The organism is Pseudomonas sp. IPO3749 (assembly GCF_013386605.1).
GTDB classification, from domain to species: Bacteria; Pseudomonadota; Gammaproteobacteria; order Pseudomonadales; family Pseudomonadaceae; genus Aquipseudomonas; species Aquipseudomonas azotoformans_A.
The window spans coordinates 1-13,139 of record NZ_JACARN010000063.1; the positions used below are offsets into that span (position 1 = coordinate 1).

At 52.1% G+C, this 13,139-nt stretch carries 8 protein-coding genes and 3 pseudogenes; 3 read left to right on the forward strand and 8 right to left on the reverse strand.

The genetic code is table 11. The features are described 5' to 3' along the window. Nucleotides 1-215: 215 nt before the first annotated feature. Nucleotides 216-612, forward strand: a pseudogene (locus HX812_RS23400) (conjugative transfer ATPase); the annotation flags it as partial. On the opposite strand, the gene HX812_RS23405 reads toward HX812_RS23400, so the two are convergent. After that, the gene (locus HX812_RS23405; RefSeq protein ID WP_080642415.1) at nucleotides 598-2,283 is read right to left on the reverse strand and encodes a DNA cytosine methyltransferase; all 1,686 of its coding nucleotides are present in this window, start codon (nucleotides 2,281-2,283) and stop codon (nucleotides 598-600) included. The pseudogene HX812_RS23400 and the gene HX812_RS23405 sit on opposite strands and share 15 nt — an antisense overlap. 368 nt (nucleotides 2,284-2,651) lie before the next feature. Between HX812_RS23405 and HX812_RS23410 the strand changes: the two genes are divergently transcribed. Next, the gene (locus HX812_RS23410; protein WP_372849555.1) at nucleotides 2,652-3,080 is read left to right on the forward strand and encodes a very short patch repair endonuclease; all 429 of its coding nucleotides are present in this window, start codon (nucleotides 2,652-2,654) and stop codon (nucleotides 3,078-3,080) included. A 268-nt stretch (nucleotides 3,081-3,348) separates the two neighbouring features. On the opposite strand, the gene HX812_RS23415 is transcribed toward HX812_RS23410, so the two are convergent. The 5 genes from HX812_RS23415 to HX812_RS23435 are packed head-to-tail and all read right to left on the reverse strand — an operon-like array spanning nucleotide 3,349 to nucleotide 10,781. Beyond that, nucleotides 3,349-4,263, reverse strand: coding sequence for a PD-(D/E)XK motif protein (locus HX812_RS23415; RefSeq protein WP_038848437.1), 915 nt, complete (start codon nucleotides 4,261-4,263; stop codon nucleotides 3,349-3,351). Continuing rightward, nucleotides 4,256-4,954 (reverse strand): hypothetical protein, encoded by a 699-nt coding sequence (locus tag HX812_RS23420; protein WP_050572472.1) that lies wholly within the window; start codon nucleotides 4,952-4,954, stop codon nucleotides 4,256-4,258. Before HX812_RS23420 ends, HX812_RS23415 begins: the two co-directional genes overlap by 8 nt. Further along, complete coding sequence (locus HX812_RS23425; protein WP_038848435.1) at nucleotides 4,951-5,910, reverse strand: hypothetical protein; 960 nt, start codon at nucleotides 5,908-5,910, stop codon at nucleotides 4,951-4,953. Before HX812_RS23425 ends, HX812_RS23420 begins: the two co-directional genes overlap by 4 nt. Next, on the reverse strand, nucleotides 5,907-7,958 hold the full coding sequence (locus HX812_RS23430; protein WP_038848432.1) for a hypothetical protein: 2,052 nt from the start codon (nucleotides 7,956-7,958) through the stop codon (nucleotides 5,907-5,909). Before HX812_RS23430 ends, HX812_RS23425 begins: the two co-directional genes overlap by 4 nt. Before the next feature lie 3 nt (nucleotides 7,959-7,961). Further along, nucleotides 7,962-10,781, reverse strand: a complete 2,820-nt coding sequence (locus HX812_RS23435; RefSeq protein WP_161630251.1) for a Z1 domain-containing protein — start codon at nucleotides 10,779-10,781, stop codon at nucleotides 7,962-7,964. Between the two features lie 606 nt (nucleotides 10,782-11,387). Here HX812_RS23435 and HX812_RS23440 point away from each other — a divergent pair. Further along, nucleotides 11,388-11,540 (forward strand): annotated as a pseudogene (locus HX812_RS23440) (IS110 family transposase); the annotation flags it as partial. A 241-nt stretch (nucleotides 11,541-11,781) separates the two neighbouring features. Here HX812_RS23440 and HX812_RS23445 read toward each other — a convergent pair. Next, a pseudogene (locus tag HX812_RS23445) lies at nucleotides 11,782-12,171 on the reverse strand (DnaB-like helicase N-terminal domain-containing protein); the annotation flags it as partial. Then, on the reverse strand, nucleotides 12,168-13,055 hold the full coding sequence (locus HX812_RS23450) for a ParA family protein (RefSeq protein ID WP_038847389.1): 888 nt from the start codon (nucleotides 13,053-13,055) through the stop codon (nucleotides 12,168-12,170). The pseudogene HX812_RS23445 and the gene HX812_RS23450, both read right to left, overlap by 4 nt. Between the last annotated feature and the right edge of the window lie 84 nt (nucleotides 13,056-13,139).

A 13,139-nucleotide genomic window follows, 5' to 3' on the forward strand; every position in this document is an offset into this window, starting at 1 on the left:
CCTTATTCAGGACGGGACACAACGCAAAAAAAAGCCTGCATCGCTGCAGGCTTTTATTTATGTCGCTATCTGGCTCCACGACCTGGACTCGAACCAGGGACCCAATGATTAACAGTCATTTGCTACCGACTAGTCATAACTGGGCCACGAAAAACGTGCTGGAGAAATAGAATCGCTGCATAGCGTGAGTACGCGAATACGTCACGCCACGAAAGTTAGCCACACAGAACATCGATGACCTGCCAAAAGCGGCAGAGCCGATGCTGAACATGATTGAGTGGTGGATCTGCTTGAATATGCCGCCGGATGAGGTGAACAAAATTGCGAGATTCCGGGAGCTCAATGATGCTCAGAAAAAGCTGATGCTGTCGGCGCGTAAGGAGTCAGGGAAATTTACCGAAGGGGTCATCTTGTCAAAGTCCACGGAGGTGTTTTTCAGAGCCGTGCCGCCAAGCTTGTACTTGGCGATGGCCATGACTGAACCAGAGGAAAAAGCCGAGCGGTTCAGGTTGATGAATGACCTCGGCATCAATGATGCTGGACGCCGCAATGGCCATGGCGAAAGTCATTGATCAAAACCGAGGTGTTAGTTGCCCTTCAGGTGTTACTTAGCGCTTGATCTGCTATAGGAACGGCGCTAGCACAATCTTGGCCTTCGACAACACGCCGACACACAACACCATATACAATTTCCGCGATTTTTTTGGCTAACAAAGGCGGTACCGCATTACCAACTTGGTGATATTGCTGGGTGCGATTCCCTTCGAAATAATAATTATCAGGGAACGTCTGAAGACGCGCGGCTTCGCGAACGGTCAAGCTGCGACATTGCGCAGGGTCGTAATGAATAAAATAGTGCCCATCCTTCGAGATGTGGCTAGTAATAGTAGTGGCAGGAAGCCCTGCAAGCTGAACTCTAAAGCGGTCGCTAAACTTACCGCTTTCCCAGTTTTTGTGAGCTGGAGCAAGACCTGGAAGAGAAAACTGCTGATGCCCCTTGGGAGAAAACTTGTTGTGTTCAGCAAACGTACTAGCAAACACGTATCGTCGAAGGTCCGACCGCATATGGCTACGGGCATCGTGCCCCATCCAATACTTGATATTGGTGTCCTGATACCAAGTATCCAGAGATGGAATACCGGTCTCCCCCTGACCCAGCTCCTTTGGTACTCGCTCACCACCTGAGCTCAGGGGGGCGTTGATAAGAGCTTGGCGAGTTTTTTGCAGTGGATCAATCAGTTTTCCATTTTCAAGTACCGCATGGCGTACCAAATCCTCCACTTCGTCAGCAACAGTCTTATACCAAGCTTCAAAGGAATCCAAACCTCTCGAGAGCTTACTTCTAAGCTTGGGTAGTCCGCCAATGGCTTCTTTCACCGATACTGGGTCGGCGGTTTCCAAAAGCTCATGAAACGGGACATTACCGTTCTCATCGAGTGCTATTCCCAGGAGAATGACACGATGACGAGCTTGTGGAATTCCGTATTTTTCCGCTTCAATTATGAAGGATTTTGGGTTCACTTTGTCTATGCAGTCTGAAGAACTATATGACTCCTCGGAAACCAGAGAGCAAATCTTGTATTTTTGCCCTCCCTCAGCGTTATCCAACGCTTTAGTGGGATCTGCCAGATCCTTCAATATCTGCGAAAAAATCCTTTTGCCGCCAATCTTTGAGGATAAGATACCCTTGACATTTTCCATGACGAAAACGGTAGGGCAATAGTCTTTGATGATGCGCAAATAGTCCTTATAAAGAAAATGCCTATGGTCATCCTCAGGAATATAACCCTGCTTGGCTTGATTTCGTGCTCGACCAACAATCGAATACGCTTGGCATGGAGGGCCACCAATGAGGACCCACGGACGCCCGTCGTTATTCAATCGGGCATTGATGAGTTCATTTAACTCTCTGTCGCCCTCTTCCGAACCCAAGGTAATTTGACGCGCCTCCTGCTCAGCCCGGTTCCAGTATTTCTCTGTTTCAGGGGAACTAGGTTCAGTCGTCTCTCCATTGCAGTACCGGTAGTAATCCTGAAGCCCATCAGGGTACTCGCGCTTGAGCAAGCGATAATAAGCACGCAGCCTGAGCGTCTTCCTAGCAACAGAATCCATTTCGGCAGAAACGATAATATCGAAGTGCTTCCCACCTCCAGAGGATGAAAAACCTTCACCCAACCCTCCTGGGCCAGCAAAAAGGTCGACGATCTGAATAGCGTCTTTGACTGCAGCCGTTGACTCGACGATCGCTTTCGGAGGGAAGAGGGTGTTCTGGTATTGAATCATGGGCTTCATTGTTCAAAAAATCATGAATGGCGACAGCTGAGGCAGCCGAGCCGCGACACTGTACTAGGATTGGGACAGGAGCGCAGCTACAGTAGCGTTGACTGCGACAACGCCCAATCGACGCTTCTCCCTTGAAGTGGCCAGCAGCGCCAGTCAAAGACGCTTCCGCGAATAATCGGAGCCAGGCCACTACCTGCCGCTGATAAGAAAACCTCATTATCAAGCCCCTCATTTGAAGCCAAAACCTGCTATTTATATTGGCTTAGGGCCGGCTATCACGACCTCTAAGACAGAATTCTTGAGCAGGTGCAGACACATCTCGGGAGTGATTAGTGGACGTAGTCAGTAAAGATGTCAGGTCTAAAATGATGGCCAACATCCGCGGCACCAATACAGTCCCTGAGATGAAGATCCGTAAGCTGCTGCACAAAAATGGATTCAGGTATCGACTTCATCCACGGGAGCTTCCCGGTCGCCCCGACATTGTGCTACCTCGCTACCATCTCTGCATACTCATTCATGGCTGTTTCTGGCACAGGCACCCTGGGTGCAGATATGCAACCACCCCAAGCACTCGTGAAGATTTCTGGCGCTCAAAATTTGAGCAAAATGTGAATCGAGATACGAGAAACAGGCACGAACTGCTCCAACAAGGTTGGCGCGTGTTCGAGCTTTGGGAGTGCGGAATCCGCAAGCCAGAGGTAGCGATGAATTGGCTTCTGGAGGCCGTGCCTGATAGTAACAAACAATATATTTCCTGGCCCGAGCTTCCTCAGCTGACTGCGACACTCACCTAAAGTGAAATTATGCTCCTAGGTCTTGGTCAAACAAGAAAAACCAAGGTTTTACTCTCCACAAACATCCGACTTACTGAGAAATATCAAATAGATGGGGCGCGCCATCTTTATATGAGTTGTTGAGCACAATCATTACCCCCCTATTATATGAGCTACGCTTATTAGTACTTAGGGTCGATATGCGGAAAAATGCATACACACGCCGCTATTAAAATTCTGCGGGGATGGAGCACTAAAGCTCAAACAAGCACGAATCCAACATTAACCCCTAGAACTGTTGCGATTTAAATCCAGACAGATCAACACTATACTCAAATTTAACTACGCCTATCGGCATCACCCCACCAATGAAACTTGCAGGTGTTATCCGCGGAAAATCGTCATCAACCGCATATGACTTAACCTCTAGTAGGTCGTATGTCTCTTTCCGGGTAGAGCACCCCGCTTCCATCCCAAGGCGCTGCAACGCGCCTTCCAGCATCGCCGCATCGACGCCAAGCGCAATGAGACGATCACAAGCGAGATCGATCGACAGACCATCATCGACGGCCTCGAACCTGTAGTGAACCAGTTGCAATGGTTTACCAGATGAGACAGCTAGTTGAAACTGCCCTGATATATTGACTATGGCTCCGTAGCGGCTAATCGTTGACTTGACCTCGTAATCAGTCGTTGGAGTCTTGATATCAACCACACCGCCGAAAGGCCCAGACCATTCGAAGCCGACTCCTCGGATAACCAGAGTGTGCAAGGCCAGCAGTTCAGCCAAAACGTCATAGCCATGTCTATCGACCAAAGCATTGCCCAGCAGATGCCGCCAGCGCTCCCACCAAACCAACGGGGCAGTCAGCAACGCTTTGCGAACAGCAGTGCCGGACTCGACGCTCACCATATGCTCGCAGATGACTCCAAACTCGTTTCGAAGCCATTCGATGGACGACTCCAGCCGCAGGAAGCACCGATGTTGACCCGCGACAACTCGCTCCACGGTCCGAAGCTTGGCGCCAGCAAACCCTTCTGAAATTTCCAAGGGTTCAGAACATTCAACGGCGACGCCGAATATGTCACCTTCTCGAAAGACCCACGCAGGACACTCAACCGGCATAGCCTTGATAGGCAGCATTCGGCCGCTCTCATCGAGGTTGGCAAAGCCCTCCTGGATCTCTTTAAGCAGATCAGTCATGACCACTCTCCGAATCGATAGGTATGCATCCCACATCAGCAAACAACGCGTCGACGTACCCCAACAAACCGCCTTCGCAAAACAGGGGTTCTTTCAACACGATCTGCGCCGTATTGAGTTTCATGATTGCTCTGAACTGATCCTGAGAGGGTTTGAGTAACTGACGCCTCTTGAAAATCAACCGTGTCAGCTCAATCCTAAAACCGCCTTTGCCTGGGCGCTCAACCAATTGCACAACCGTATCAGTGGTCACATTTTCCAGTACTTTTCGAGTCTTTTCCTCGGAGCCCTGCCACGTAAGATGAACGGTCCACCACATTGCCCGTAGCCAGATGCGGCTTCGCCCTTTCCAATACCGCACAGGTGGCGCGCTGTCCCAGCGCCCCTTTACCAGATCCGGCAGCACTCGCAGGGAGAGAAAGCGCCACCATCCATCATCTGCGGCGGTACGAGTATCCATGCCGGCCTCTGCCAATATTCGATACAAGGCAAGGCCGAGTTTCATGTCATAGGCGCCAGGGCCTGAGACGTTGCTTCTCGCATTAGGCTCATACAGAGACACGACGGCGAATAACTGGCGACGTATTTCCTCTAATTTCGGATTCAGCCTATCGTGGCGAAAATCATCGTTTTTGACCATCTCGTCAAAGTGGCGCTGCGATAACTTGAGGTTCAACCTCGGAAAGCTCATGCCTCTTTCTCCAGTTCCCGCACTCGTTGATCCAGCCAACATTGTGTAGATACGAACAACTCCGGAAGCGAGCCTGTACTCAAATCACCAAGTCGAATGAATGAGCGAACCGCATCCGCAATACTTGCGATACCTTCATCGGCGTCTGGAGCTCCAAGATAGGTATCAAACTCTACACCCATGTCGTCCTTGACATGAGCAATGACTAGTGCAAGCCAACTCGCGAAAACCTGACGCATCAACGGCGATTGCTCGGAATTCTGAGCCCTACGATCGCGCAATTGCTCGAAATGCGGGTGGGCGTTGTTTAGAACCAGAGCGACATAGTCGCTGGTAAAGGGCTCATCCTGCGGATCACTCCAGCAAGCCTTCAACGCCCACAGCGGCCCATCTACGCCCAAGGACTCTTCCAGCACAGGGAAAAGGGAGCCATCACCATCTATGACGATTTCGATTGGGTGTGCTAAAAGACCTAATCGAGCTCCAGGGTGATGTGCAAATCCGGGAGTAAGCTCTGTCGCGCACTTGCCTAGAAATGCTTGAACCGATAAAAAACCGCTACCTCTGACCGTACCAGCGGCCAATTCGATGTCGAGTACCACGTTGTCGCTCTCCGCATCGTGGCGCACGGTATGGACAGACCCAAGTGTGCGCCAGCAGGAGTCTGCAGAAGCCCACTCCAGCGCGAGCAATACTTCAGCCTCCGTGCTCACCACCCCGTCGGAACCGAAAATGGCCTCCAGAAGCGGAGCCTTATCGATCCAACATTGAACCTCCAAGGGATGCTCATCCGGACTCCAGTCACTTTCCTTTCCAAGAGCATATTGACTACCACTGATCGCAGTCGCGCCTGGGTCAATGCCGTCATCTGACCGAAAGATATACTTCACTTCGGACTCGCTTGCACCGCCGAGTGGTGCATACAGCGTTCGGTATAGCGGAAGCCGCGTACTCATTCCACAACTCCATTTGTACCCGAAGCCCGGACACTGATCACCGGACGCAGCAACTTGCCGCCGGACTCAACCACTCTGACGTTAAGCTCCCCCTCCAGAATCAGTCCTGGTTGAACAGACGCCGTAACAACCATGAGCCTGACAGCGCTTCCACCGGCAACTTCAGTGCTGTGCACAGAAATAGCCGAGCTAGCTAATTGGATTGCCTCAAATCGAAAGGGGAATGCGCCGAGCCCGCTTTCAATCCACTGATCAAAGGTGATAGGCCCAGCTTCTGAATCCACTGATACAACGATCTCCCTTGGTAGATTTGGCTGCACCATCCCCCACCTCAGACACCACTTCATGACGATGAAGGAGGCTTCATACCTGATGTCAGTTATCTCCAGTTCGGGCGAAAGCACCGTGCCCCCTCTGGGATCTTGTCGAATGGAAATGGCCGTACGTGGCGTCGCTTTGCCAAACCGCCCATCCCCACCAAACCCTCGACTGGGAAGTACGAGCTCGGCAAACTTGCGTGACATCCGCATTAAAGGCTTTACGGTCACACTGGGCTGGGGCGGCACGCCGAAATCTTTCAAAGCCCGGCCACACTGAGAACGAATCTTTCCGACGATTCCCCCTCCGCTGACATCTATCCAAGCGGCATGATCTGCACGCTCGCAACTCCTCAAATACCCTTCGAGATTTTGTATGGTCGAGCGCAACCCTCTGGCTTGGGAGGGTAGGAGCTCTTGTTCGGAATCTGGCAGGAAGAGCGCCATAACGTATCGGCCATCCGCAAAACCAGTGAACCCGCCAGCCCAGCCTCGCGAATCGATACTGTCATCCCAACAGATATTCATTCCAGGGGAACGCATAAACGTCACTATCGGGCGATGGGGCGCGCCGCTGTCTGCTTTGGAGAAGATGCAGGTTTCAGGGCTAGCCACGTTGTCTGGTGCGTCCATCTGTAACTGACGTGGGCTTAAAGCCACAGCAACCAGCCACCCCGCAGGAGCACTAGCCACGAACTCACCCCGCAATTGAATAGCTCTGCAGAGTACATCTGCATTCTTGACGCCTATGTCCGTTAGATAATCTCCCTTTTCTGGCACATCTCGGACCGCACGATCGTACAAGCACTGACTCACCCGAAATGTCGGTAACATCTCCCCACTAGTGATCTCATTACCATTAACCGACGCGCTCAGATATCGACCGCTGGCGAAAAAAGGGTTATCCAGCCGAGCACTGAACCATCGCTGGATCGCAACACTTACGTAGTTTTCAGCACTGCTGTACCACCATGGCGCTGGCCTGCCCTCCTCGCAGAACACCGGTAGCAGATTTTCCTTGAGCAATGGAATGATGATTGCCGTTCCGGTCGTTTTACCAGTGAACGGTCTAGATCCAAATGCATCTAACACCTCGTGGATCTGGTTCTGGGCCGTTATTGCACTTAAGGTGTCATCTGCCACCCACCAGGCAATGCCGGTTTTCGTCTCGGATTGAAGGCGGTCAGCGCGATCTTCATCTTCGACCAATGAAGCTACCAATCGCTCTTCATAACCATCGGGAGTCTGGATCCGACTGTAGTAGATGACTAGGCCAGCCCCCATTCGGAAATAACAGGTCTTACCTAAACCCCACGAACCTCCTGCACTGTCATCAGCGCGAGTTCGACCTATTTCGAACACGAGCTTCAGGAAGTTACCGTGCTGACCATTCGCGTCCACGTCGTCAAAGCTAATCGGCCCCGTCAGCCCCTCAGTGTCTGAATCGCGAATTTCCAGCAGTTTTGGAGTACGCGGATAGCGTTTATCAAGCATTTCCAGGTCCAACCCCTCACTAAACGTGGAGGCGATAGCACCCAGCGAATGCTCGCGAAAATGGAAGTTCACTGAAACCGGTAGTGCCTGACTACCACTGCGCCCCGCGTCGAGAGAATTCTGAACAGACTCGCGTACCAACAGGTCAAGCAATGGAGTTTCTTCGTTCTGCAACGCACGAAGCAGAAATGCGCCGGATTCCTGCATGGGCTGCAATTGGAGACTGTAGTACTTCATGGGTCAGATCACGCCTATCGTTTCTTCGAGGTCGTTTTCCAACGGCACGAAGGTATCAGGAATCCCTACCGTCACATGAGTGACGTAATGTTTCTTCTTACCTTGCGAGCCCGGCAGATAAAGACTGATACCTACAATGTCTGCCTTGGCATTGAGCGAGCCCCTCGCTCTACGCGGCGAATTTATAGTAGGAGTGCGATAGCTGACTTTGTCGATGAGATAGATCAGCAATTGAGGTGTGGTTCCAACACCACCTTTGTCGCGAAGCCCTGCCACTACAGAACTACTGAAACCCGTCTTTGGCAGGACACCATCTTCAAGGCCGACAGCGTCCGCCAGTAAATCCCTGGGATCTCGCAGCGCACCAATAGACACGCCGTTATCCGAACGTCTATCCACGAAGCGGCTACGGTTTACCCGACCTACAGACCGTCCAGAAATATCCCAGCTGTTTTCTTGCGTCGGAGAGCTCCCCGCTACCACCACGTTCCAATTTTTGTAGCCGGCGTTTTCAGCGTGCTCGCTGAGCCATTTCAAAAACGCTTTTATGTCGGAGAAGAACTGATTCCCGGGATGAAACGACAGATCAGCTAAATAGTCGGCTACCAGACTTACACCAACTTCGCGCCAGACAAGACTGTTAGCACCTCTCATGTTAGACTGCTCGAGCTTAGTACCTGCCGAACTCAGAAATTTCTCAGTCGCTGACAAATTGGCTTCAAGTATTGCCGCAGCATCATCACCATCATGGAAAACCGTTGTTTGCCGATTGATCCCCGAAAAGTCGAATTCTGCCTCGATTGAGCGTTGCATTTTGTTCGCACTTGTCGGACGAATCCAAGCGAGACTCGCATGTACGCGGACGCGAGGACCAAACTCTTCAGGTTTGGCGCCTCCACTCATGAACCGTTGTAGATCATCACGGAGCTCCTCCTCCGCGACAGTCATGAACTCGTACTTGGCTCTCGTATCATCGGACATCCAGATGCGCGGCAACAACTCATAGCCTTTACGGTAACCAAACCAGCGCCCCATCTGCATGAGGGAGTCCGCTTGCGCCGAGCCCCGAAGGAAAAAGGTGCTGACTAGGTTCTCAATCGTCAGCCCTCGGGAAAGCGTAGCACCGCCGATAACGATAAATGCCGAACAAAAATCCAGCCCTTGCGATGCGTCAGGATAAAAGAGGCGCCGGACTTCATTCTCGTCGGTCACCCCATTGTTGGCGCCGTTATCGACACACACGTGAATACCACGGTGGTACGTGCGCTTTGAGTTCGCATCCAGCTGAATGGCCGTCACCTTTCCGAGGAGTGTCCGGATCTCTGCAAAAAAATCATCAAAACTAGGCAGCTCACTAATTTCAGAGAGCCGTCCGTAGTCGTGAAAACGCTCAGCAAACTTCGCAACATCCAGATCTGATGAAACCCTGTCCCATACGCGCCTAAAAGTATCGTCCAGTTTATCATCATCAAATGACGACCAAGCGTTGAGCGCTGCTTGCACCGCTTCACTCATGAAATCATGATGAAGTTGTCTCGCACTCGTATGAATCAACATGCTCACTGGCCTTGCGGCGCCGGACAACCTCATCACTGCTACGCAGCACAGGTACCAGATAAGGCTTTCTTCCAGTGCATGAGGCAGGGCCAGATCTTCCCCTTTATGAAGACTGGCCACCTGCTCCAAGTCCTTACCAGTAACTTCTCGAACGACCCCAAGCGGTTCCTTCTCATTTTCGGTGTTACCGAAAATCTGAACAGGCCCAAAATGTTCGTCAGCTTGCGGTAGCACCGCTATGAAATCTTTTGGGTACAGGGTTTCGCCGGGACCTTCATTGAGAAAGTTGGCAGCGGGTGTTGCAGTAAATGCAACGTAATTCACGCATTGCAGCGGCAGACTGACTAACTGCAGAATCAGCCCATTAATGACCGTACGCTCAGCCTTCGAAAAATCATTTGAATTGATTCCAGCCTGATCCGCCTCGTCATCAATAACTACAAGCCGCATCTGCGACATCCCCAGCGGGTGCGCCTTGATCCAATCAATAAGGTGCTTCAATCGTGCTGGGTTTTTCAGGCACACAACAAGATGGCGGTCTCTACGGCCCGGATCGAACTGCATGTCTTGGGCGCGAGCGCCATATGGGCTATTTCTCGACGGGTGTTCAATCGACTTCCAACTGACATTACCATCATGCTGGAACAGGTCTCCGACCAGACGCTTGCTAGTTTGTACCCGGAGGTTCTCGAGCGTCCCTGTCAGCACGACGAACAGGTTCCACCGATAGTCGGCCGCCATGGAAATCAAACCAGCCATGTTGGCTGTCTTGCCAGACTGAACATGACCGACCACCAGCCCTTTTACAGCCATACGATCTTTCGTGCTCTGACGAAGACGCTGGAGGACTCGAACCGCAGATTTCTGAATATTATCGACGGCGGTTTTCTTCCAGCCTTGCGCGATGAGGTATGCTTTGTAGAGCTGCCATGCACTTCGCGCATCTTGCGGAACCGCCATGCCGGGCTCAGCCTCTTCCGCACCGACAAAGATCAAGGGTCTTGTCGCGGCAACAGATTGCTGTTCTGCCTGCTCCTTGCGACGAACAATTTCCTTCCAACATTCAAATCGCTCTTCTGGACTGTTGCCCAGCGAAGGCCAGTCCTCCATTTCCTCCTGCGTGAGAAACCAGCCATTGACCTTATCAAGCGACTCTCCCATCCGACCGAGCCTGGCGATATCGTCCCAGCCCCTGCCTTTCGAGCGCCAAGCATCAATGAAAGCCCGGCATTTATCGTACGCTGGGTCGATACTGTAATCAGGCATTAGCATCCCTACTTTAATCTGAAGGCAACTCGAATCAGGAATATCGCCTGCATCCAAGCCAAGTGGTGGGATAGTGGCACAGAGCCGGCCGCCTTACAAAACCCTGGAACCAAGCGGCCGTAAATCACGAGTCCGCTCCTGCTCACAGCTTTTCGTCGCCATCAAAAAGCGATACCTGCGCAGTTACTTCAAAGAACGATTGAATCATCTGCCAACACATTTCTACTAGGCACCGGCAGCCGCATGCGTGAGATGACTAGACAGCCTAGGTCAACTCCTCTCACCACTACTCAATCCAAGAACAATGTTATCGATGCGAAAGATGATAAAAGAACGTGCGTAAACTCATCCAAGAGCCGCCAACTCAACCCCCCCCCCCGTAACGACGCAGGAAGAAAGGTCAACTTAGAACGGATACCAAGCGTCCTCTAAAAACCATCCTTGCCCCGTAATGACTCCAACCTCAACCGAACAATCTAGGGACAAACGCTCAGCTCACCAAACCTCTTGAAGCCAAACCCCGTTTGAAATGAGCGTCGCTCCCCGCTCAGGGATGTTGACCATGTACTCCACGTCGCCACCGAAATATTTAATGAGCGCTCCGTTAAACGAAACGACGCTCTTGGCGTCTGGGCCAGAAGTCTACTGGCTCGAAAACCACTCAACAAAGTTGCCTGTGCGCTGGCGAATAAAATGGCCAGGATCGTCTGGGCGCTGTTGACCAAAGGTGGCACCTACAACGGGCATTTCACCGCGTGACCCAGCTTTACCACCGGCTTTTGCGGCGCCAGTAAATGATGGCGATAAACGGCAGACACCCTGGCTGAGAACCTGATAAGCAAAATAGCTTTCGAAGCTGAAGCGCTTTTAAGGACAGACAGGAGCGAATACTCATCAAGGGCCGAGCGCGTAACCGCGCTCACATGGAGCCCGGATACATTAGCGCAAGCCTGATTTACCGTTCATCGTGACTGGATAGCAAAAGGTGGGCTGACCATACATTGGCTTGATTTGAGGACGCTTCGCGGCTGCACTCATACCCGAGCATCACCAACCGACGAAGATGGGAGCGCTCACGAACGATGGAGGCATACGTCGAGATGTTGGCAACGGAAGGCGTATTTTTTGCTAACTCCGCCAGTTAGCCCACTCCTCCTGCCTCATCAGGCTCATCCAGGCACTCAAACACCGTCACCACATCAATGGGTGAGCCACGCGCAGCGAGCTTCTCGATAGCCTGGTAGATCATACGGTGATCACGCCTGAAAAAATCTCCAGCTGAAAGCATGTCAGCGACCAGATCCCAAGCCGAGTTATCGAGCAACAGTCCACCGATCACGCCCTGCTCGACCTCAATCGAATGAGGTGGGACTAAATCAAGCAGGCTCATACTGCCGCTCTCCCCAAGGCCGCCCTCTTCGATAGCAACGAAACGTTCTGACTCAAACGCTCCTCGTTCAGCGCCTCAAACTTCGAGCGCCACTCGGGAAAAAGCTCTATGGAGAGTTCTTTGATTACTTTGAAAGCAGTTGGCGAGCGCCTATGGGTGGGGAGTCGATACTCAAGCCGATGTGCTGGCACACCTTCGGTCGCTGCGCGGCGAAAGCTCACCGCTGCGGGGATTGTGGTTTGCACCATCTGAATTTTGGGGTGGTCGGAGAACGTCTCGGTCAACGTGTGATAGATCAGGTTTGCATCATTGGTTGCATCCAGTTTGTTGATCACGATGTTCAACATGGGGGTCACCGCACCCAACGCAGCCAAGGGTTCAAGGTCCCGATAGAGCTGGAGCATCCCGCGCTGAAACTCCCGCGCAGTCAGCATATCGGGAGTAATTGGAGAAACCGCCATTTGAGAACCCAGCAAGGCCATCTCTAAAACGATGGAGCGAGCACCCTGGGTGTCGATCAGAATCAGATCAAAGTCCTGCGCGAACGCCGGCATCAAATTCTTGAGACGCAGGCGACCGTCAGCAGCGTGCAGTAACAAATTGCTCAGCAAATTGAACGGATCATTCGACTTGATTAGCGACAGATTGGGGATACAGGTCTGAGAAATGATCTGATCAGGCCGAGTCTCATTACTCGTGATCAACTGATAGGTACCGCCAGGTGCCTCGTGCGACAGGTTGTAAAACGAGGACAGCGACGGCTGATTATCAAGATCGATGAGCAGGGTTCGAACGCCTGCATCGGCGCAGAACGCGCCCAGATTGGCGCCAACCGTGGTTTTACCCGGCCCGCCTTTGGTTGAAACGACTGCTGCGACTTTCATGGGGCTTACCTCTGAATCGTAGGATTTAGAGACGGCTTCATGCTGGTCACGCTATGCGCTTTGATTGCTGGGTCAAATCCCAAG